Origin of the sequence: Pantoea sp. ICBG 985 (assembly GCF_002928365.1) — a bacterium.
In the GTDB taxonomy this organism is placed as follows: domain Bacteria; phylum Pseudomonadota; class Gammaproteobacteria; order Enterobacterales; family Enterobacteriaceae; genus Pantoea; species Pantoea dispersa.
In genome coordinates, this window is the sequence record NZ_POWM01000001.1 from 153,842 (window position 1) to 175,351 (window position 21,510).

A 21,510-nucleotide genomic window follows, 5' to 3' on the forward strand; every position below is an offset into this window, starting at 1 on the left:
CAGAACGGCGTGTAAGTGTTGCAACATTGTAGCGTTAGGGTTTCCGCACTGTTGCGATACGCAACACAGATACCGCGTTTGTCCTGGAGGACTGACAGGTTTGCTGGCGGGGCATGATTTTATTTGATTGATAAATAATGCATTTATTGCTTTTGCGCCTGATGAGAAAAAACTGGCACGCGTGCTGCAATCACCAACACAGGCAGTTGCGCTGCCTGTTCAGACCCTCTGACCTGATAATAAGGAGTTTGCGATGCGTTATGCACATCCCGGCACGCCCGGCGCGCTGGTCTCTTTCCAGGCGACCTACGGCAACTATATCGCCGGCAACTTCACCGAGCCGCTGAGCGGCCAGTACTTTATGAACACCTCGCCGGTAGACGGCAGCGATATCGCTCAGTTCCCGCGCTCCGACGCGCGCGACATTGATCTGGCGCTGGATGCCGCGCATCAGGCCGCCGATGCGTGGGGCAAAACCAGCGTACAGCAGCGCGCCAACCTGCTGCTGCAGGTGGCCGATCGCATGGAAGCCAGTCTCGAGAAGCTGGCGGTAGCGGAGAGCTGGGATAACGGTAAACCGATTCGCGAGACGCTCAACGCCGATCTGCCGCTGGCGGTCGACCATTTTCGCTACTTTGCCGGCTGCCTGCGCGCGCAGGAGGGCAGCACCGCTGAGATCGACGAAACCACGGTGGCCTATCACTTCCACGAGCCGCTCGGCGTAGTCGGACAGATCATCCCGTGGAACTTCCCGCTGCTCATGGCGGCGTGGAAGCTGGCACCGGCGCTGGCCGCCGGTAACTGCGTGGTGCTGAAACCGGCTGAGCAGACGCCGCTTGGTATTACGCTGCTGATGGAGCTGATTGGCGATCTGTTCCCACCGGGCGTACTGAATGTGGTGCAGGGCTTTGGCCGCGAAGCCGGCGAAGCGCTGGCCACCAGCAAGCGCATCGCTAAAATTGCCTTTACCGGATCCACGCCGGTCGGGCGGCATATCATGGCCTGTGCGGCGGAGAACATCATTCCCTGCACCGTCGAGCTGGGCGGCAAATCACCCAACATCTACTTCGCGGATGTGATGTCGGGTGAAGAGGCGTTCATCGAGAAAGCGGTCGAGGGGCTGGTGCTGGGCTTCTTTAATCAGGGCGAAGTCTGTACCTGTCCATCGCGTGCGTTAATTCATGAATCGATCTACCAGCCCTTTATGGAGCGGGTGCTGGCCAAGGTTGCCACCATTCGCCGTGGCGATCCGCTCGATACCGACACCATGATCGGGGCTCAGGCTTCCCGCCAGCAATTCGACAAAATCCTGTCCTATATCAACATCGCCCGTGAAGAAGGTGGGCAGATTCTGACAGGGGGCGAGCGTGCGCATATCGCCGCGGAGCTGGATAACGGATTCTACATCCAGCCCACCCTGATCAAGGGCAGCAACCAGATGCGCTGTTTCCAGGAGGAGATTTTTGGGCCAGTGATTGGCGTCACCACGTTCCACGATGAGGCAGAGGCGCTCGCGATCGCCAATGAAACCCAGTTTGGCCTGGGCGCGGGCGTGTGGACGCGCGATACCAATCTGGCGTATCGCATGGGCCGCGGCATCAAAGCCGGTCGCGTCTGGACCAACTGCTATCACATCTATCCCGCCCATGCGGCATTCGGTGGCTACAAGCAGTCGGGCGTCGGGCGTGAAACCCACAAAATGGCGCTCAGCGCCTATCAGCAAACCAAAAATCTGCTGGTCAGCTATGGCACAGCGCCACTGGGGCTGTTCTGAGTCCGCATCCGTTCAAATGGAGAGTGAAAGATGAATATGCAAATCAAAACCACCATGAAAGCCGCGATTGTGAAGGCGTTTGGTGAACCGCTGGTGATTGAGCAGGTGCCGGTGCCGTCCGTTGGGCCGGGGCAGATTCTGGTGAAAATCGCCGCCACCGGCGTGTGCCACACCGACCTGCACGCCGCCGAAGGCGACTGGCCGATCAAGCCCAATCCGCCGTTTATTCCCGGCCATGAAGGCGTCGGGCAGGTGGTGGCCATTGGTGATGGGGTGAAGCATCTCAAACTGGGTGATCGCGTCGGGGTACCGTGGCTCTACTCGGCGTGTGGCCACTGCGAGCACTGCCTCGACAGCTGGGAGACGCTGTGTCTGTCGCAGCAGAATGCCGGCTATTCAGTCAACGGCAGCTTTGCCGAGTACTGCCTGGCGGATGCCAACTACGTCGGCATCATTCCGGATAACGTTGAGTTTAATGAAGTGGCACCGATTCTGTGTGCCGGTGTGACGGTCTACAAAGGCCTGAAGATGACCGATACCAAACCGGGTGACTGGGTGGTGGTTTCCGGCATCGGCGGTCTGGGGCACATGGCTATTCAGTATGCGGTGGCGATGGGGCTCAACGTGGCGGCGGTCGACATCGACGACGATAAGCTGGCGTTTGCCAAACGGCTCGGTGCCAGCGTGGTTGCCAATGCGAAGCAGGTCGATCCGGCGAAAGTGTTCCAGGAAAGTTTTGGCGGTGCGCACGGCGTGCTGGTGACGGCGGTCTCGCCAAAAGCGTTTGAACAGGCGATCGGCACGCTGCGTCGCGGCGGCACCATGGTGCTTAACGGCCTGCCGCCGGGGAAATTCGATCTCTCGATCTTCGACATGGTGCTGGATGGCATTACGGTGCGCGGCTCAATTGTCGGCACGCGTAAAGATCTGCAGGAGGCACTGGATTTTGCCGGTCGCCATAAGGTGAAAGCGAATGTCGCGGTTGAGCCGCTGACTAACATCAACGATATCTTTGCGCGCATGCACGCCGGCAAAATTGAAGGGCGTATTGTGGTGGATATGTCGCTGTAGTGACGCTGAGCGGACCGCGTGGAGCCAGATCATCGCGGTCCGCTGTGGGCAAGTCATTAACTGCTGGCGAGCAGCGCCTCCAGCTCCACGCGGCTCGTCACTTTGCTGTCAATTTTAATGTAGGCGCTTTTCTCTTCCGGCACGATAAACACCGACGCTACGCCGGGCTGCGCGCGCAGCCGCTTCTCCAGATTCGGTACTGCCAGCACCGCATCACTCAGCACCAGGCGCAGGCTGCTGACGTACGGCGGCTCCTGCATCGACATGGCGACAAACAGCCATGCAGCAGCCACTATCGCGCCGACCAGAAACACCGTTTGCGCATCGAAGTGGCCGAAAATCCAGCCGCCCAGGCTGCCGCCAATCGCGACGCCAATAAACTGGCTGGTGGAATAAATCCCCATGGCCGTGCCTTTGTAGCCCGCCGGCGACTCTTTGCTGATCAGCGACGGCAGAATCGCTTCCATCAGGTTAAAGGCAAGGAAAAACAGCTGCACGCCAATCACCAGCGTCCAGAAGTGGCCTGCGGCGCCCCACAGCACAATTTCCGCGATGATGATCAGCGCCACGCAGCCGACAAACACCCGCTTCATGCGGCGTTTTACCTCGGCATAGATAATAAACGGCACCACGGCGACAAACGCCACCAGCATGGTCACCAGATACACTTTCCAGTGTTCAGCCGCCGGGAAGCCCGCCTGTTCAAACTGGCCCGGCAGCGCGACGAAGCTCGACATCAGTAAAATGTGCAGACAGAGAATGCCGATATTCAGCTTCAGCAATTTGGGATTGGCCAGCACTGCGCGAATGCTGCCTTTGACCATGCCGGATTCGCGGTTCAATACGTGGCCCGGCGCATTGGGCACTACCAGCAGGGTGATCACGATACCCAGGCTGGCGAGCAGGGCAATCATCCAGAACAGCGCGTGCAGACCCAGCGCGTGCGTGACAATCGGGCCGACCACCATGGCAATCGCAAAGGTAACGCCGAAGCTGATGCCGATAAACGCCATCGCTTTGGTGCGGTTCTGTTCACGGGTCAGGTCTGACAGCAGCGCCATCACCGCCGCGGCAATGGCACCGGAGCCCTGCAGCGCGCGACCAAGGATAATGCCCCAGATGGAGGTGCTGGTGGCGGCAATAAGGCTACCAAGCACAAACAGCAGCAGGCCACCGACAATCAGTGGCTTGCGGCCAATACGGTCGGACAGCAGACCAAAGGGGATCTGAAACACGGCCTGCGCCAGACCATAAATACCAATTGCCAGACCGATTAACGTTTCGCTGGCGCCCTGTAAAGCCATACCGTAAGTGGTCAGTACCGGCAGGACCATAAACATTCCCAGCATGCGCAGGGAAAAAACTGTGCCTAAACCCCATGTTGCCCGAAGCTCAACTGGTGTCATTCTATTATCGTTCATTCCAACCTCTGTAAGTTTATGCCCCTGGGACTTCAGGTTGCAGCGGCACAGGTTGCGCGCCCTTATCTGCGACCCGACTCACCGGGACATGCAGCGCTTATTTTAGGAAGCAGGGCAGGGCGGGTAAAACAATTGTTTTTAAGCAGTGGTAACAAAAAGAAAGGGCGCGAAATTCGCGCCCTTGTCCGGAGTAACGGTCTGACTTACCAGACGTAAGTCAGCAGGTCCTTAGAGGCCGGGGCCATAAAGTCCACCGACATCATCACGCTCAGCGCAGTGATGGCGACAATGGAGAACACGAACAGTTTACGCGCCCAAACTTTGTCGTTTGAGGTTTTATAACCTGACAGTGCCATACCCAGCCACCACACGCTGACGGCGGCAGCCACCACCAGATATTTGTAGCCAGCATAACCGCCCAGCGACAGCATCAGCGTGGCAATCATGAACGCCAGGATGTACAGCGTAATATGATTTTTCGCCACGGAGATGCCTTTCACCACCGGCAGAACCGGAATATTGGCGGCCTGATAATCTTTGAAGCGGAAGATGGCAATCGCGTAGGAGTGCGGCATCTGCCACAGGCTAAAGATAGCCAGTAAGATTAACGCGCCAGCATCAAACTGGTTGGTCACCGCGCAGTAGCCAATCACTGGCGGCGCGGCGCCAGAGAGGCTGCCAATCAGCGTGCCATAGACCGAATGACGCTTCATGTAGAGGCTGTAAATGCCGACATAGACGACGAAGCCCATCACCGCCAGCCACATGGCCAGCGGGTTAGCGCCAAAATACAGCAACGCAAAGCCAGCAATACCCAATGCGGTTGCATAAACCAGGCTTACTTTCGCCGAGATCAGGCCTTTGACCAGAACACGGTTCCGCGTTCTCTCCATTTTGATGTCGATGTCGCGGTCAATCACATTGTTGAATACACAACCGGATGCGACCACCAGCGAAACGCCCACCAAAGCGACGAGAAACAGGGGGTAATCAATGCTGCCTTTTGAAGCCAGCAGGAATCCACCGATCACAGAAATTAAATTGCCGAAAATAATTCCTGGTTTTGTTACTTGCAGGTATTGCTTAATCATTACGCGTGACTCTTTAGTGGGCCATCATGTTGTAGTTGAGGTTCCACATAATCCACAGTGAGCCAATCACCACAATCAGGATAATGACTGCGGAGAAGACAATGGCCACCATGTTCCAGCCACCCTCGGATTTGCTGTCCAGATGCAGGAAGTAGACCAGGTGCACCAGCACCTGAACCACTGCACACACCAGAACCACACCCAGAATGGTGCCGTGAGAAGCACTGCCATCCATCACCATCCAGAACGGGATCGCCGTCAGGATGATCGAGAGGATGAAGCCGATCATGTAAGACTTCACGCTACCGTGAGATGCACCATGTTCGTTTACAGAATGACTCATTACATGGCCCCCATCAGATAGACAACGGTGAATACGCAGATCCACACCACATCCAGGAAGTGCCAGAACAGGCTCAGACACATGATACGGGTGCGGTTGGTGGCGCTCAGACCGCGTTTAGCGATCTGGAACATCAGCACGGCCATCCAGATCAGACCAGAGGTCACGTGCAGACCGTGCGTACCGACCAGAGTAAAGAAGCCAGACAGGAAGCCGCTGCGGTCAGGACCGAAACCTTCCTTGATCAGGTGATGGAATTCATAGATTTCCATCCCGATAAATCCGGCACCGAACAGGAAGGTCAACGCCAGCCAGCTGATGACCGAACCTTTGTTCTGGTTGTTCATCGCAATCACTGCCATACCATACGTGATGGAGCTCAGCAGCAGCAGCGCGGTTTCAACCAGCACAAACGGCAGTTCGAAGATATCTTTACCTGCCGGGCCACCGGCAGTGTTGTTAACCATGACCGCATAGGTCGCAAACAGGGTTGCGAAGATAATGCAGTCACTCATCAGGTAGATCCAGAAGCCAAAGACTTTATTGGCTCCCGCATCGTGATGCCCATGCTCCGCATGGGCGTCGTGGTGGTGTTTAACGGTTTCAGTTGACATTATTTCAGACCTGCTTTGCTGATGTCATCAAAGTGCTTCTTCTCGATCTGCTCGATTTCAGCAACCGGTACGTAGTAATCCACGTCTTCATCGAAGCTCTTCACAATCCAGGTCACGATGGTGCCAAGGAAAGTAAGACCTGCCAGCCACCAGATGTGCCAGATCAGGGCAAAACCGAAGACTGTCATGAAGGCAGCGATAACAATGGCCGCGCCGCTGTTTTTCGGCATATGAATTTCTTCATATTTTTCTGGCTGCTTGTACGCTTCGCCTTTCTCTTTCATTTCCCAGAACGCATCACGCTCGTGGATATGTGGGATCACAGCAAAGTTGTAGAACGGCGGAGGTGAAGAGGTTGCCCACTCCAGCGTACGGCCGCCCCACGGGTCACCGGTCAGATCGCGGTTCTGCTCACGGTCACGTACCGATACCCAGAACTGGATAAGCTGGCACAGGATACCGCAGGCGATCAGCGCTGCACCGCCTGCTGCAACCACCAGCAGAGAATGGAACTGCGGATCGATGTCCTGGCTCAGACGACGGGTCATCCCCATGAAGCCCAGCGCGTACAGCGGCATAAAGGCAACGAAGAAGCCGATGATCCAGAACCAGAAAGCACGTTTGCCCCAGGTTTCGTTCAGGGTGAAGCCGAAGGCTTTCGGGAACCAGTAGGTCACGCCAGCCATACAACCGAACACTACACCACCGATGATAACGTTGTGGAAGTGTGCAATCAGGAACAGGCTGTTGTGCAGCACGAAGTCTGCGCCTGGCACCGCCAGCAGTACGCCGGTCATCCCACCAACGGAGAAGGTGACAAGGAAGCCGATGGTCCACAGCATCGCCGAGTTGAACTCGATACGACCCTGATACATGGTGAACAGCCAGTTAAAGATTTTCACCCCGGTCGGAATCGCGATGATCATCGTCATGATACCGAAGAAGGCGTTAACGTTCGCACCGGCACCCATGGTGAAGAAGTGGTGCAGCCAAACGATGAACGACAGAACGGTAATGGCGATGGTTGCCCACACCAGCGAGGTGTAACCAAACAGACGCTTTTTCGAGAAGGTAGCCGTGACTTCAGAGAAGACACCAAACACCGGCAGAACGAGGATGTACACCTCCGGGTGACCCCAGACCCAGATCAGGTTGACGTACATCATCATGTTACCGCCCATATCATTGGTAAAGAAATGGAAGTCGAGGTAACGATCAAGCGTCAACAGTGCCAGCGTCACGGTCAGAACCGGGAACGCAGCGATAATCAGGACGTTAGTACACAGTGCTGCCCAGGTGAATACCGGCATCTTGAACAGGTCCATGCCCGGTGCACGCATCTTCAGAATGGTCACGAAGAAGTTGATACCGGTCAGCGTGGTACCAATACCGGAGAGCTGGAGACTCCAGATCCAGTAATCGACCCCGACGCCAGGACTGTATTCTGCCCCCGAGAGCGGTGGATAAGCCAGCCAGCCGGTCTGTGCGAATTCGCCCACACCCAGTGACAGGTTAACCAGGATCACACCGATAGCGGTGAACCAGAAGCTCAGGTTGTTCAGGAACGGGAAGGCAACGTCACGGGCACCGATTTGCAGCGGAACCGCGATGTTCATCAGACCCACCACGAAAGGCATCGCCACGAAGAAGATCATGATCACGCCGTGAGCGGTGAAGATCTGGTCGTAGTGGTGCGGTGGCAGTATGCCTGCTTCCCCGGCGGAAGCCATAACCTGTTGGGTACGCATCATTACCGCATCGGCAAAGCCGCGCAGCAGCATGACAAAGGCCATGATGATGTACATGATACCCAGTTTTTTGTGGTCGATGGAGGTTAACCATTCAGACCACAGATACTGCCATTTACCGAAATAGGTAATAGCAGCGATCAGCGCCAGACCACCAATGATGATACCGGCGACCGTAACCATGATAATGGGTTCATGGTAGGGCACTGCATCCAGTGTTAATTTTCCGAACATCGTATTATTCCTCGGCTCCCGCAGCTGCGGCGTGATTCATGTCCATGCCTTCGTGCGACATGTCCATTTTCCCGTGGCTCATCATGAACTTATCAATAACCTGCTTGAACAGTTCCGGATTCGCAGTTGAGAAATATTCCACCGGGTGATTTTCGCTTGGCGCAGCCAGTTTTTCGAAATCATCCATGGTGGTCAGCGTGTTAGGTGCCGCTTTAACTTTGGCAACCCACTGCTGGAATTCCGCATCGTCTTTGGTGGCAATGGCTTTGAACTTCATGCCAGAGAAACCGCGACCGCTGAAGTTAGCAGAGATACCGTCGAACGTACCTGGCTCGTTGGCGATCAGGTGCAGTTTGGTCTGCATACCCGCCATGGCGTAAATCTGGCTGCCGAGCGTAGGAATAAAGAAGGAGTTCATGACGGAGTTCGAAGTGATCTTGAAGTTCACCGGAGTATTTGCCGGGAAGGCAATCTGGTTGACGGTTGCAATACCCTGTTCCGGGTAGATGAACAGCCATTTCCAGTCCAGTGCCACTACGTCGATCTCAACCGGTTTCACGTCAGAGGCCAGCGGTTTGCTCGGCTCCAGCGCGTGGGTTGATTTCCAGGTCAGCACGCCGAGGAAGAGAATGATCAGGATCGGAATGGTCCAGACCACGGCTTCCACTTTGTTAGAGTGTGACCAGTTAGGGCTATACTTCGCGTTGGTATTGGTTGCCCGATATTTCCAGGCGAACACAACAGCCATTAAGACTGCCGGAATAACGACGATCATCATCAAGCCGAAAGCTGTCAGAATCAGTGAACGTTGCTCCAGTGCAATCTGTCCCTTGGGATTTAACAACGCACTATCGCAGCCGCTGAGTAATACAGCGCCTGCAATTAATGACAAAATCCCCAAACTTTTATTGTATTTCCTGAGTCTCATTTAACGACCTCAATGACAAAGGGCTCTATTGTCGTTTAAGTGTGCGCGCATTTTACGGGAAGGTTTATGCAGTGTAAACCAGCTTAAGGATGTGTCAGAAGGCTGTTGACACCTTTTGCTAAGGGTGTCACAGATGTTGCGCGGGGTGACAAATTATTAACTGCGACAAGCAGTTGGCGGCAATATAACAAAAACCAATGACATTAACCGCAGAGAAAACAGGGAAAGCATAAACCGGAGTTTTAATACTCATTTATTTAACAATTCTGCATCATTTTGGCGATGAAATTTCTACAAATTAATTGCTCACCGGATTTAAATATTACGCGGGTTTGTTAATTTAATGTTTCTATTTCGCGTTGAAAAAAATGCTATCGCTTAAAATTCGCCGGGGGCTATTTTTAAGCGATTTATCCCCGTCTGGCAAATAGCGCAGCGTTAATGTGCACGATTTGACGCTGTTTTTCTTAATGCCAGCCAGTCCAGCATCACGCCGAGCAGCACCGCCAGCAGCGCCAGCGCCATCCCTGCCTCAAACAGATGGGTCGGCAGCGTCGCGCTGTGCCAGATATCCGCCGCACGCAGTGCCAGCGTCAGCAGCCAGAGCGCCAGCAGCGTACAGCCCGCCGCGAACAGGCGTACCGTCCAGCGATAACCCTGTGGCCACAGGCTGCGCTTCATGAATTCACCGCTGTGCTGCATTGCCTGTAGCGTGCCGCGACACGCCCACAGCAGCAGCAGGCCCGGTACGGCGGCCACCACGGTAAAGGCATAAAATACCGGCCAGCCCCATAGTTCGACCAGCCAGCCAGCCGCCGGACCGACATACACGCGTCCAACCGCTGACAGCGCTGACAGCAGCGCGAACTGCGTGGCCGAGAACGATTTGTTGCACAACGTCATCAGCAACGCCACAAAGGCGGCGGTGCCCATGCCGCCGCACAGGTTTTCGATAAATACCGCGCTGGCCATGCTCCACAGATGCGGTGGCGTTACCGCCAGCAGCCAGTAAGCGAAATTAGATACTGCCTGCAGCACGCCGAAGATCATCAGCGCGCGGAACAGGCTCAGGCGTTGCATCAGCACGCCGCCGTACAGCGCACCAATAATGGTCGCCAGCAGGCCAAGCGTTTTATTCACCAGACCGACATCACCGGCGCTGAAGCCCACGCCGCGAATCAGAAAGGTGGTGGTGAGCGAAGCGGCGAACGCGTCGCCCAGCTTGTAGAGAATGATTAAGGTGATCAGCAGCCAGGCGTTGTTGCGCTGAAAGAAATCCTTCAGCGGAAACGCGACGGCCTGACGCAGCGAGTGCGGCTCGCGCACCGGCGCCTCAGGTTCACGCGCCAGCAGCGTGGCGATCAGTCCGGGCACCATCAGCAGCGCCATCAGCCAGTAGGTGGCCTGCCAGCCGAGATAGCGATCCGCCAGCCACAACGCCAGGCCGCCGGAAATCAGCATCGCCAGCCGGTAACCGAGCACGGTAATCGCCGCGCCGCTGCCGCGCTCTTCCGGCGGCAGCACATCGGTTTTCCACGCATCAAACACAATATCCTGCGAGGCTGAGCAGAACGCCACCAGCACCGCCAGCGCCGCCAGCAGGGTAAGGTCACGTGATGGCTGCATAAAGCCCATCGCCACAATACCGGCAATCAGCGCTAATTGCGTGACCAGCAACCAGCCGCGCCGCCGGCCAAGAAAGGGCGGGGTATAGCGATCCATCATCGGCGACCACAGGAACTTAAACACGTAAGCCTGACCGACGAGGGAGAAGAAACCAATGGTTTTCAGGTCGACATTCTCTACCGTCATCCACGCCTGGAGCGTACCGGCGGTCAGCGCCAGCGGCAGACCGGAAGCGAAACCGAGCAGCAGCAGGACCGCAGCGTTACGTTGGGTAAAAATACGCAGATAGTGAGATGTCATAGCCAGCCTGAAATGAAGCCCGGTCAGCGGGGACCGGGCAGGTTACTGCGGAAAATTAACGCGCGTTTTGCTTGATGAAGTTATTGACGCTGGTGTCCTGCGCCATATCGGCAATCACGTCGCTCAGGGTCGAGTTAACCGCGTTGGTGATCTTATCGTTAGTGGCGCTGAAGGCACCCTCTACGCTGTAAGTCTGACGGTAGTTTTTCACCTGCTTGTTGCCGTTTTTCGCGGTAGCGATAATAGAAATATCCGCTTTGGTGGTGATGCTGTAACGCACGTTGCCCTGCGTGACATCGGCATACAGACCATTAACCACGATCTGCAGATCCACCGCGCCGTTCGGGCCAATCATGTAGCCGCGCGAGGTCATCTGCTTCTCCAGCACTTCCTGCAGCAGGAAACGCAGGTCACGTGATGGGGTCAGGGTGATCAGCTGGCCGTCGCGGTTCACTTTGGCCAGCGCCTGATCGCTGCGCTGATCGGCACCGTTAACGCTGACGGTAACGCCCATCAGGCTCGGATCCTGCTGTGGCAGCTGGATTTTTGGCTGGATGTTCAGCGTGGTGTTATTGCTGGCGCAGCCGGCCAAAATAAAGGCAGCCAGCAGAGGGAATAACAGTTTTTTCAACATACTCATTCTCGTTAGCATATGGGTTGGTTTGCAAAACTGCGGTCATCATAGCATTGCGGCACGGCGAAAAAAGCCCCGCACCAGGGGAAATTGATTGTAAAGGATTTTTTCGGACATCCGGACGCGGTAACCGATTGACCGGCAGTCTGAGCAGGCTAAGATGCGCAGCGCAGCAGGATTTATTTCCTGCCGGACTGCGGGAAAGGTAAAAAACCTACTAATATTTAAACAGATGGGGCACAGCGCTCGCCGTAGAGGAGTGTTAACAATGATTCGCGAACAAATAGAAGAAAAGCTGCGTAACGCTTTTGAGCCTGCACATCTCGAAGTGCATGACGAAAGCTATCGTCATAACGTGCCTGCCGGTTCTGAAAGTCACTTCAAAGTGGTGATCGTCAGCGACCTTTTCACCGGACAGCGCTTCCTGCAGCGTCACCGCGCCATTTATGGCGAGCTGGCGACCGAGCTGGCAGGCAGCGTCCATGCGCTGGCGCTGCATACCTACACGCGTAAAGAGTGGGATGGGCTGCAGGATACCGTACTCGCCTCACCGAACTGTCGCGGTGCCGGTACGCTGGCCTGAGTTTTCCTCTCCAGCTTCCTGCAAAACGGCCTGCGGGCCGTTTTTTCTTACCTCAATGATGCGCAAACGCGATCTGCGGCGCAAAAAAGCAGCAAAACCGTTAAAAAGTGGTGAGTTTGCAGCCTCGACTCATTCCGGGGATGCCGCTATAATGCGGCGTCTATTTTTCCGGAATGTCTTCGGGACGCTTCTGGTGACAGGGATTAGGTTCTGCCTGCAGAGGCCGTCCCGGTTGTTGGATACGGCGCATTAATTGTGTGGTGTCTGAAGTTGACCGAGCACGTGATTTTTTGAGGTAACAAGATGACAGTTTCAGTAGAAACCACTCAGGGTCTGGGCCGTCGCATTTCGATTACTGTTCCTAAGGACAGCATCGAAAGCGCAGTGAAGAAAGAACTGGTGGAAGTGGCTAAGAAAGTCCGTATCGACGGTTTCCGTAAAGGCAAAGTGCCGGCTACCATCATTAATCAGCGCTACGGTGCCTCTGTTCGTCAGGACGTCCTGAGCGAGCTGATGACGCGTAACTTCGTTGACGCCATCATCAAAGAGAAGATCAACCCAGCTGGCGCACCGAACTACGTGCCGGGTGAGTATAAAGAAGGTGAAGATTTCACCTACGCGGTTGAGTTCGAAGTGTATCCGGAAGTTGAGCTGAAAGGCCTGGATGCAATCGAAGTCGAAAAACCGGTGGTTGAAGTGACCGACGCTGACGTCGACACCATGCTGGAAACCCTGCAGAAGCAGCAGGCGACCTGGAAAGAGACCGATGCAGCGGCATCAGCAGAAGATCGCGCGACCATCGATTTCACCGGCTCTGTAGATGGCGAAGAGTTCGAAGGCGGCAAAGCGTCTGACTTCGTGCTGGCGATGGGTCAGGGTCGTATGATCCCAGGCTTCGAAGAAGGCATCACTGGCAAGAAAGCCGGCGACACCTTCACCATCGACGTGAAATTCCCGGATGACTACCACGCGGAAAACCTGAAAGGCAAAGATGCGAAGTTCGACATCGTGCTGAAGAAAGTGGAAACCCGCGAACTGCCGGAGCTGACCGCTGAATTCATCAAGCGTTTCGGCGTGGAAGATGGCTCCATCGAAGGTCTGCGCGCTGAAGTGCGTAAGAACATGGAGCGCGAGCTGAAAGGCGCTATCCGTAACCGCGTGAAGACGCAGGCGATTGACGGTCTGGTTAACGCGAACGAAATCGACGTGCCAGTGGCACTGATCGACAGCGAAATCGACGTTCTGCGTCGTCAGGCTGCACAGCGTTTCGGCGGCAACGAGAAGCAGGCGCTGGAACTGCCTCGTGAACTGTTCGAAGAGCAGGCAAAACGTCGCGTTGTGGTCGGTCTGCTGCTGGGCGAAGTAATTCGCATCAACGAGCTGAAAGCCGATGAAGATCGCGTTAAAGCGCTGATTGAAGAGATGGCTTCTGCGTACGAAGATCCGCAGGAAGTGATCGAGTTCTACAGCAAAAACAGCGAGCTGATGAACAACATGCGCAACGTTGCGCTGGAAGAGCAGGCGGTTGAAGCGGTACTGGCGAAAGCCAAAGTGACTGACAAAGCCACTAACTTCCAGGAGCTGATGAACCAGACCTCTGCGGCCTGATTCGTGAGTTAACCCTGAGTGCTAAAGCCCGCGACCGCTGTGTCGCGGGCTTTTTCGTTTCTGGCGGAAACCAACTACATTTGTGCGCTATTTGACTAATTAATCGGCAAATTCTTCGCTAAGCTGTTTTTCCGTGTTAGCGAATGGGGAAAAGGTTGTTATGCTTGAAACAACTGGGCTGCATCCCCAGATACAGGGAGAATGCGTGAAAACAGTAAGACTGGCTGATTAACCGTCCTGTTATGTCGGAACGAGACCGCTGCGCATAGTTTTCGCCGCGCGCCTCGCGTAAAATCGGTACAGAATGTTGCCAATGAAATTTATCAGGAGACGGTAATGTCATACAGTGGCGATCGTGAATTTACTGCACCAACCAATGCGCTGGTGCCAATGGTGGTCGAACAAACCTCGCGCGGCGAGCGTTCTTACGACATCTACTCCCGCCTGCTTAAAGAGCGCGTGATCTTCCTGACCGGTCAGGTTGAGGATCACATGGCGAACCTGATTGTGGCGCAGATGCTGTTTCTGGAAGCTGAGAATCCTGAAAAAGACATTTACCTCTACATTAACTCGCCAGGTGGTGTGATTACCGCCGGTATGTCGATTTATGACACAATGAAGTTCATCAAGCCGGACGTGAGCACCATCTGTATGGGCCAGGCCTGTTCGATGGGCGCATTCCTGCTGACGGCGGGGACCAAAGGCAAGCGCTTCTGTCTGCCAAACTCACGCGTGATGATTCACCAGCCGCTGGGCGGCTATCAGGGCCAGGCGACGGACATTGAGATCCACGCGCGTGAAATCCTGAAAGTGAAGCAGCGTATGAATGAGCTGATGGCGGAACATACCGGCAAATCGCTGGAGCAGATTGAACGCGACACCGAGCGCGATCGTTTCCTCTCTGCCAGTGAAGCGGTAGAGTATGGCCTGGTCGACTCCATCCTGACGCATCGCCAATAAGACACATCTGTCTGCCCCTTACGCTATAGTTAACGGGTGCAGACAGGTGAGTTGCATGCATATCGGCCGTTGCTGTACGGCCATTGCCGTACACCAATTAGGTCTGAGAACGAAAAGAGGTTAGCTGATGACAGATAAGCGCAAAGACGGTTCAGGTAAGTTGCTGTACTGCTCTTTCTGCGGCAAAAGCCAGCATGAAGTCCGTAAGCTGATTGCCGGGCCGTCAGTGTATATTTGCGACGAGTGTGTCGATCTGTGTAACGACATCATTCGCGAAGAGATTAAAGAAGTGGCCCCGCACCGCGAGCGCAGCGCGCTCCCGACGCCGCATGAGATTCGCCATCACCTTGACGATTATGTTATCGGTCAGGAGAAGGCGAAAAAAGTGCTGGCGGTGGCGGTGTACAACCACTACAAACGTCTGCGTAACGGTGACACCAGCAACGGGATTGAACTGGGCAAAAGTAACATTCTGCTGATCGGTCCAACCGGTAGCGGTAAGACCCTGCTGGCGGAAACGCTGGCGCGCCTGCTGGATGTGCCTTTCACCATGGCGGATGCCACCACGCTGACTGAAGCCGGTTATGTGGGCGAGGATGTGGAAAACATCATCCAGAAACTGCTGCAGAAGTGCGACTACGACGTACAGAAAGCGCAGCGCGGCATCGTGTACATCGATGAAATCGATAAGATTTCCCGTAAATCAGACAACCCGTCTATCACCCGTGATGTGTCAGGTGAAGGCGTGCAGCAGGCGCTGCTGAAACTGATTGAAGGCACAGTGGCTGCCGTGCCGCCGCAGGGTGGACGTAAGCATCCGCAGCAGGAGTTTCTGCAGGTTGACACCTCGAAAATCCTGTTTATCTGTGGCGGTGCGTTTGCCGGCCTCGATAAAGTGATTTCACAGCGTGTTGAAACCGGCTCCGGTATTGGCTTTGGCGCGACCGTAAAAGGTAAATCGCAGAAAGCCAGCGAAGGTGAGTTGCTGTCACAGGTTGAGCCGGAAGATCTGATCAAATTTGGTCTGATTCCGGAGTTCATTGGTCGTCTGCCGGTGGTGGCGACGCTCAACGAGCTGAGCGAAGAAGCACTGATCCAGATCCTGCGTGAACCGAAAAACGCGCTGACCAAGCAGTATCAGGCGCTGTTTAACCTGGAAGGCGTGGAGCTGGAGTTCCGTGACGAAGCGCTGACGGCGATTGCGAAGAAAGCGAACTCGCGTAAAACCGGGGCACGTGGTCTGCGTTCTATCGTAGAAGCGGCGCTGCTCGAAACCATGTACGACCTGCCATCGATGGAAGGCGTAGAGAAAGTGGTGATCGATGAGTCAGTGATCGAGGGGCAATCTGACCCGATGCTGATTTACGGTAAGCATGAAGCCCAGGCTTCTGGCGAATAAATAATCAATTACACCACGTTGTTATCTTAAAAAAGGGGAAAATGTTTCCCCTTTTATTTTTCTCACCTCTGTGACATTGAATGTCGTGCAAGCATCCCCATATACTCATAATCCTGTGGGTCTAACTGCATACAGCCTGTATCACGCGGTTCCCATCACCTGGCGGACATTAAACTAAGAGAGAGCTCTATGAATCCTGAGCGTTCTGAACGCATTGAAATCCCCGTGTTGCCGTTGCGCGACGTGGTGGTTTATCCGCACATGGTAATTCCGTTGTTTGTTGGTCGGGAAAAATCGATTCGTTGCCTCGAAGCGGCGATGGATCATGACAAGAAGATCATGCTGGTTGCCCAGAAAGAGGCTTCAACGGATGAACCTGGTATTAACGATCTCTTCGCGGTAGGGACCGTTGCTTCCGTACTGCAGATGCTGAAACTGCCAGACGGCACCGTTAAGGTGCTGGTGGAAGGTCTTCAGCGCGCACACATCACCACTTTAGCGGACAATGGCGACCACTTTGTTGCCCAGGCCGAATACCTGATCTCGCCGGAAATTGAAGAGCGCGAGCAGGAAGTGCTGGTGCGTACCGCCATCAATCAGTTTGAAGGCTACATCAAGCTGAACAAAAAAATCCCGCCGGAGGTGCTGACTTCACTCAACAGCATCGACGACGCGGCGCGTCTCGCCGACACCGTGGCGGCGCACATGCCGCTTAAGCTGGCTGACAAACAGTCAGTGCTGGAGATGTCCGACATCAATGAGCGTCTGGAATATCTCATGGCGATGATGGAATCTGAAATCGATCTGCTGCAGGTTGAGAAGCGTATTCGCAACCGCGTTAAAAAGCAGATGGAGAAAAGCCAGCGCGAGTACTATCTGAATGAGCAAATGAAAGCGATTCAGAAAGAGCTGGGCGAGATGGACGATGCGCCGGATGAATACGAAGCGCTGAAACGCAAAATCGACGCGGCGAAAATGCCGGTCGAGGCGCGCGAGAAGGCCGAAGCCGAACTGCAGAAGCTGAAGATGATGTCACCGATGTCAGCGGAAGCCACCGTGGTGCGCGGCTACATCGACTGGATGGTGCAGGTACCGTGGAACGCGCGCAGCAAGGTGAAAAAAGACCTGCGGAAAGCGCAGGAGACGCTGGATACCGACCATTACGGTCTGGAGCGCGTGAAAGACCGCATCCTTGAGTATCTTGCGGTGCAGAGTCGCGTTAGCAAAATCAAAGGGCCGATTCTGTGCCTGGTCGGACCGCCGGGCGTGGGTAAAACCTCGCTGGGACAGTCAATCGCCAAAGCCACCGGCCGTAAATATGTGCGTATGGCGCTGGGCGGCGTGCGTGACGAAGCGGAAATCCGCGGCCACCGTCGTACCTATATCGGGTCGATGCCGGGCAAACTGATCCAGAAAATGGCAAAAGTCGGCGTGAAAAACCCGCTGTTCCTGTTGGATGAGATCGACAAAATGTCATCCGATATGCGCGGCGATCCGGCTTCAGCGCTGCTGGAGGTACTGGATCCGGAGCAGAACATTGCGTTCAACGATCACTATCTGGAAGTGGATTACGATCTGTCAGATGTGATGTTTGTGGCTACCTCTAACTCCATGAACATTCCGGCTCCGCTGCTGGATCGTATGGAAGTGATTCGTCTCTCCGGCTACACCGAAGATGAGAAGCTCAACATCGCTAAACAGCACCTGCTGCCGAAGCAGATCGAGCGTAATGCGCTGAAAGAGAAAGAGATCAGCGTTGACGACAGCGCCATTATCGGCATTATCCGCTATTACACCCGTGAAGCGGGCGTGCGTAGCCTGGAGCGTGAACTCTCCAAGCTGTGCCGTAAAGCGGTGAAAGCGCTGCTGATGGACAAAGCGAAAAAGAGCATCAAAATCAACGGCGAAAACCTCAAGGATTTCCTGGGTGTGCAGCGCTTTGATTACGGCCGCGCCGACAGCGAAAACCGTGTTGGTCAGGTCACCGGCCTGGCGTGGACCGAAGTGGGTGGCGATCTGCTCACCATCGAAACCGCCTGCGTGCCGGGCAAAGGCAAGCTGACCTACACCGGTTCACTCGGTGAGGTGATGCAGGAGTCCATCCAGGCGGCGCTGACGGTAGTCCGCGCCCGTGCGGAGAAACTCGGCATCAACGGCGACTTCTACGAGAAGCGTGACATCCACGTACACGTACCGGAAGGGGCGACGCCGAAAGATGGTCCAAGTGCCGGTATCGCGATGTGTACCGCACTGGTCTCCTGTCTGACCGGTAACCCGGTGCGTTCGGACGTGGCGATGACCGGCGAGATCACACTGCGCGGTCAGGTACTGCCGATTGGTGGCCTGAAAGAGAAACTGCTGGCGGCGCATCGCGGCGGCATCAAAACCGTGCTGATCCCGGACGAAAACAAGCGCGATCTGGAAGAGATTCCACAGAACGTGATTGCCGATCTGTCGATCCATCCGGTGAAGCGTATTGAAGAAGTGCTGAGCCTGGCGCTGGAAAATGCCCCGTACGGGATGCAGGTTGCCACGGCAAAATAGTGATTAGCGACAAAAAGCGCTAAAAAGCGAAGCTGGCAGGCCAAATCGGGCTTGCCAGCTTTTTTTTGTGCCGCTAATTTAGGGGGCTGCTGGATCAACGATTAAGATGAATACCGTTGTTTCAGCTCCACAGGCTTGATATAACTGGCTGCGCGTTCGCACCGGGCGGGAAGCGCGGGTGCGAGTGAATAATAAAAGAGGGGATGAAGAGAGTGAATAAGTCACAGTTGATCGACAAAATTGCTGCAGACGCTGACATTTCTAAAGCGGCAGCGGGACGTGTGTTAGATGCATTCATGGGCTCCGTTTCTGACGCGCTGAAAGGCGGTGACGAAGTGGCACTGGTCGGTTTCGGTACCTTCTCTGTACGCGAGCGTGCTGCCCGCACCGGCCGTAACCCACAAACCGGTAAAGAAATCACCATCCCGGCTGGTAAAGTACCGGGTTTTCGTGCAGGTAAAGCACTGAAAGACGCCGTCAATTAATGACCGCTGACCTGTCCATCGAAGCATTTTCTTCCATGGATTGAGGACGAAAAAGGCGTTCTCATGTAACATACGGGCACATCATTTTTGATGTGCCTTTTTTTATCTTGATGCGCGACTTTAGCCGCTGGCTTCAGTCTCCGCATGGTTGCCAGCTGCCAGCCTGAACCGCAGCTGCACGATGATGACATCGTGTCAGAGCTTTACATCCACACTACAGCGGAGTGTTGTCATACCATGATGGACAATTTACGCGCGGCGTCGAACCATGTCGTGCTCAAGATCATTCTGGGATTGATCATCCTGTCATTCGTACTGACCGGGGTGGGCAACTACCTGATTGGCGGTAACAGCGATTACGCTGCCAAAGTGAACGGCCATGAAATTAGCCGCGGTGAGCTGGAACAGGCGTTTAACAACGAGCGCAACCGTCAGCAGCAGATGCTGGGCGACCAGTTCTCGCAGCTGGCCAGCAACGACGGCTACATGCAGCAGATGCGCCAGCAGGCGCTGTCGCAGCTGATCGATCAGGCGCTGCTCGATCAGTACATCAAAGATCTGCACATTGGCATCAGCGACGATCAGGTGAAGCAGGCTATTTTCAATCAGCAGGCTTTCCAGACCAACGGTAAGTTCGACAACGCGAAATACAACGGCCTGATCGCCAGCATGGGCTTTAGTGCCGATCAGTACGCCGAAGCGCTGCGCAAGCAGCTGGCGACGCAGCAGCTGATCAACGCCATCGCCAATACCGACTTCATGCTGAAGGGTGAAACCAGCAAGCTGGTGGATCTGGTCTCGCAGCAGCGCGAGATTCGTCAGGCGGTGATTGACGTTAATGCGCTGGCCGCGAAACAAACCGCCAGCGACGACGAAATCAATCAGTACTACCAGCAGCATCAGAGCAGCTTTATGGCACCTGAGCAGTTCCGCGTCAGTTACATCAAAATGGATGCGGCCAGCCTGCAGGAGAACGCCAGCGAAGCGGATATTCAGAGCTGGTACGATCAGCACAAAGCCGACTATTCACAGCCGCAGCGCAACCGTTACAGCATCATTCAGACCAAAACCGAAGCCGATGCCAACGCGGTGCTGGATGCGCTGAAAAAGGGCGAGGATTTCGCCACGCTGGCGAAGAGCAAATCCATCGACCCAATCTCTGCGCGTAAAGGCGGCGACATGGGCTGGCTGGAGCCGAACACCACGCCGGACGAACTGAAAAACGCCAACCTGACGCAGAAAGGTCAGCTGTCTGGCGTGATCAAGTCCTCAGTAGGTTTCCTGGTGGTGCGTCTGGACGATATCCAGCCAGAGCAGGTTAAACCGCTGGCGGAGGTGCACGATGCGGTGGCGGATAAAGTGAAGCAGGAAAAAGCCGTCGACGCCTTCTATAAGATGCAGCAGAAGGTGAGCGAAGCCGCCAGCAACGACAACGAATCCCTGGCGGGCGCCGCACAGGCATCTGGCCTGAAAGTGGTGGAAACGGGCTGGATCACCCGCGATAACGTGCCGGCCGATCTCGATTTCGATGCGGTTAAACAGGCGATCTTCAACGGTGGCCTGACCGGTCAGAACGGCGCGCCGGGCAACAACTCTGACATCATCAGCGTCGATGGCGATCGGGCGTTTGTGTTGCGCATCAGCGAGCACAAACCGGAAGCGGTTAAACCGCTGGATCAGGTCAAAGCGCAGATTGCCGACAGCCTGAAGCATGACAAAGCGACGCAGCAGGCCAAAGCGCAGGCAGACAAACTGCTGACCGAGCTGAAAGCGGGCAAACAGGACGCGCTGCAGGCGGCTGGCCTGACGCTGAGCGCCAGCAAAACCGTCGATCGCAACGCGCAGGATCCGGTGGTTCAGGCCGCATTCAACCTGCCACAGCCAGCGGATAACAAGCCGTCTTGGGGTGTCAGCGAAGATATGCAGGGCAACGTGGTGCTGGTCGCGCTGGATAAGGTCAGCGCGGGCAACATGCCGCAGGCGCAGATCGACGAAATGGTGAAAGGCGTGACGCAAAACAACGCGCAGATTGCCTTTGAAGCGCTGCTGGAAAACCTGCGCAAAGAGGCGAAGATTAAGTACGGCGCCGCCGCACAAAACCAGTAAGCCTCACAAAAAAAGGTAAACTGCTGCAATACCGAAAGGCC

At 55.2% G+C, this 21,510-nt stretch carries 17 protein-coding genes; 9 read left to right on the forward strand and 8 right to left on the reverse strand.

Features of this window, described 5'->3' with window-relative positions; translation table 11 throughout:
• Positions 1-253: 253 nt before the first annotated feature.
• Together C1Y42_RS00755 and adhP are read left to right on the forward strand one after the other, a co-directional pair.
• Complete coding sequence (locus C1Y42_RS00755; protein WP_021507175.1) at positions 254-1,774, forward strand: aldehyde dehydrogenase family protein; 1,521 nt, start codon at positions 254-256, stop codon at positions 1,772-1,774.
• A gap of 30 nt (positions 1,775-1,804) precedes the next feature.
• Positions 1,805-2,845, forward strand: a complete 1,041-nt coding sequence (gene adhP / locus C1Y42_RS00760; protein WP_104092649.1) for an alcohol dehydrogenase AdhP — start codon at positions 1,805-1,807, stop codon at positions 2,843-2,845.
• 56 nt (positions 2,846-2,901) lie between these two features.
• Here the strand turns inward: adhP and C1Y42_RS00765 are convergent, their stop codons facing one another.
• The 8 genes from C1Y42_RS00765 to C1Y42_RS00800 all read right to left on the reverse strand — a co-directional run bounded on the left by C1Y42_RS00765 (position 2,902) and on the right by C1Y42_RS00800 (position 11,784).
• Positions 2,902-4,266: an MFS transporter gene (locus C1Y42_RS00765; protein ID WP_031279651.1), complete on the reverse strand. Its 1,365-nt coding sequence runs from the start codon at positions 4,264-4,266 to the stop codon at positions 2,902-2,904.
• Positions 4,267-4,469: 203 nt separating this feature from the next.
• Entirely contained in the window at positions 4,470-5,357 is an 888-nt protein-coding gene (gene cyoE / locus C1Y42_RS00770; RefSeq protein ID WP_021507178.1) for a heme o synthase, read from the reverse strand.
• Positions 5,358-5,370: 13 nt separating this feature from the next.
• A complete protein-coding gene (locus C1Y42_RS00775) occupies positions 5,371-5,700 on the reverse strand; it encodes a cytochrome o ubiquinol oxidase subunit IV (RefSeq protein WP_022549333.1) in 330 nt (109 codons plus the stop codon).
• Complete coding sequence (locus C1Y42_RS00780; protein ID WP_021507179.1) at positions 5,700-6,314, reverse strand: cytochrome o ubiquinol oxidase subunit III; 615 nt, start codon at positions 6,312-6,314, stop codon at positions 5,700-5,702. The genes C1Y42_RS00775 and C1Y42_RS00780 overlap by 1 nt, the downstream gene beginning before the upstream one ends.
• The gene (gene cyoB, locus C1Y42_RS00785) at positions 6,314-8,296 is read right to left on the reverse strand and encodes a cytochrome o ubiquinol oxidase subunit I (protein ID WP_021507180.1); all 1,983 of its coding nucleotides are present in this window, start codon (positions 8,294-8,296) and stop codon (positions 6,314-6,316) included. The genes C1Y42_RS00780 and cyoB overlap by 1 nt, the downstream gene beginning before the upstream one ends.
• 4 nt (positions 8,297-8,300) lie before the next feature.
• A complete protein-coding gene (cyoA, locus tag C1Y42_RS00790; RefSeq protein ID WP_031279652.1) occupies positions 8,301-9,224 on the reverse strand; it encodes a cytochrome o ubiquinol oxidase subunit II in 924 nt (307 codons plus the stop codon).
• Between the two features lie 438 nt (positions 9,225-9,662).
• Positions 9,663-11,150, reverse strand: a complete 1,488-nt coding sequence (gene ampG, locus C1Y42_RS00795) for a muropeptide MFS transporter AmpG (protein WP_104092650.1) — start codon at positions 11,148-11,150, stop codon at positions 9,663-9,665.
• 55 nt (positions 11,151-11,205) lie between these two features.
• Entirely contained in the window at positions 11,206-11,784 is a 579-nt protein-coding gene (locus C1Y42_RS00800) for a lipoprotein (protein WP_021507183.1), read from the reverse strand.
• 268 nt (positions 11,785-12,052) lie between these two features.
• Between C1Y42_RS00800 and bolA the strand changes: the two genes are divergently transcribed.
• The 7 genes from bolA to ppiD all read left to right on the forward strand — a co-directional run bounded on the left by bolA (position 12,053) and on the right by ppiD (position 21,469).
• Positions 12,053-12,367 (forward strand): transcriptional regulator BolA, encoded by a 315-nt coding sequence (bolA, locus tag C1Y42_RS00805; RefSeq protein WP_058757958.1) that lies wholly within the window; start codon positions 12,053-12,055, stop codon positions 12,365-12,367.
• A 303-nt stretch (positions 12,368-12,670) separates the two neighbouring features.
• Positions 12,671-13,975, forward strand: a complete 1,305-nt coding sequence (gene tig, locus C1Y42_RS00815; RefSeq protein ID WP_021507185.1) for a trigger factor — start codon at positions 12,671-12,673, stop codon at positions 13,973-13,975.
• 336 nt (positions 13,976-14,311) lie between these two features.
• Positions 14,312-14,935 carry an ATP-dependent Clp endopeptidase proteolytic subunit ClpP gene (gene clpP, locus C1Y42_RS00820; RefSeq protein ID WP_010616837.1) on the forward strand — a complete coding sequence of 208 codons (624 nt, stop codon included), beginning with the start codon at positions 14,312-14,314 and terminating at the stop codon, positions 14,933-14,935.
• A gap of 127 nt (positions 14,936-15,062) precedes the next feature.
• Positions 15,063-16,334 (forward strand): ATP-dependent protease ATP-binding subunit ClpX, encoded by a 1,272-nt coding sequence (gene clpX, locus C1Y42_RS00825; protein WP_021507186.1) that lies wholly within the window; start codon positions 15,063-15,065, stop codon positions 16,332-16,334.
• Positions 16,335-16,523: 189 nt separating this feature from the next.
• Positions 16,524-18,878 (forward strand): endopeptidase La, encoded by a 2,355-nt coding sequence (lon, locus tag C1Y42_RS00830; RefSeq protein WP_058775228.1) that lies wholly within the window; start codon positions 16,524-16,526, stop codon positions 18,876-18,878.
• Positions 18,879-19,090: 212 nt separating this feature from the next.
• Entirely contained in the window at positions 19,091-19,363 is a 273-nt protein-coding gene (gene hupB, locus C1Y42_RS00835; protein WP_014606441.1) for a nucleoid-associated protein HU-beta, read from the forward strand.
• Positions 19,364-19,600: 237 nt separating this feature from the next.
• The gene (gene ppiD / locus C1Y42_RS00840; protein WP_104093003.1) at positions 19,601-21,469 is read left to right on the forward strand and encodes a peptidylprolyl isomerase; all 1,869 of its coding nucleotides are present in this window, start codon (positions 19,601-19,603) and stop codon (positions 21,467-21,469) included.
• Positions 21,470-21,510 lie beyond the last annotated feature (41 nt).

Excerpts from the sequence above, each read along its gene's own strand:
- ampG (WP_104092650.1), bottom strand. The coding sequence starts at position 11,150 with ATGACATCTCACTATCTGCGTATTTTTACCCAACGTAACGCTGCGGTC.
- cyoE (WP_021507178.1), bottom strand. The coding sequence starts at position 5,357 with ATGATTAAGCAATACCTGCAAGTAACAAAACCAGGAATTATTTTCGGC.
- C1Y42_RS00775 (WP_022549333.1), bottom strand. The coding sequence starts at position 5,700 with ATGAGTCATTCTGTAAACGAACATGGTGCATCTCACGGTAGCGTGAAG.
- clpP (WP_010616837.1), top strand. The coding sequence starts at position 14,312 with ATGTCATACAGTGGCGATCGTGAATTTACTGCACCAACCAATGCGCTG.
- cyoA (WP_031279652.1), bottom strand. The coding sequence starts at position 9,224 with ATGAGACTCAGGAAATACAATAAAAGTTTGGGGATTTTGTCATTAATT.
- clpX (WP_021507186.1), top strand. The coding sequence starts at position 15,063 with ATGACAGATAAGCGCAAAGACGGTTCAGGTAAGTTGCTGTACTGCTCT.
- lon (WP_058775228.1), top strand. The coding sequence starts at position 16,524 with ATGAATCCTGAGCGTTCTGAACGCATTGAAATCCCCGTGTTGCCGTTG.
- C1Y42_RS00755 (WP_021507175.1), top strand. The coding sequence starts at position 254 with ATGCGTTATGCACATCCCGGCACGCCCGGCGCGCTGGTCTCTTTCCAG.
- bolA (WP_058757958.1), top strand. The coding sequence starts at position 12,053 with ATGATTCGCGAACAAATAGAAGAAAAGCTGCGTAACGCTTTTGAGCCT.
- tig (WP_021507185.1), top strand. The coding sequence starts at position 12,671 with ATGACAGTTTCAGTAGAAACCACTCAGGGTCTGGGCCGTCGCATTTCG.
- adhP (WP_104092649.1), top strand. The coding sequence starts at position 1,805 with ATGAATATGCAAATCAAAACCACCATGAAAGCCGCGATTGTGAAGGCG.
- C1Y42_RS00780 (WP_021507179.1), bottom strand. The coding sequence starts at position 6,314 with ATGTCAACTGAAACCGTTAAACACCACCACGACGCCCATGCGGAGCAT.
- ppiD (WP_104093003.1), top strand. The coding sequence starts at position 19,601 with ATGATGGACAATTTACGCGCGGCGTCGAACCATGTCGTGCTCAAGATC.
- C1Y42_RS00800 (WP_021507183.1), bottom strand. The coding sequence starts at position 11,784 with ATGTTGAAAAAACTGTTATTCCCTCTGCTGGCTGCCTTTATTTTGGCC.
- C1Y42_RS00765 (WP_031279651.1), bottom strand. The coding sequence starts at position 4,266 with ATGAACGATAATAGAATGACACCAGTTGAGCTTCGGGCAACATGGGGT.
- cyoB (WP_021507180.1), bottom strand. The coding sequence starts at position 8,296 with ATGTTCGGAAAATTAACACTGGATGCAGTGCCCTACCATGAACCCATT.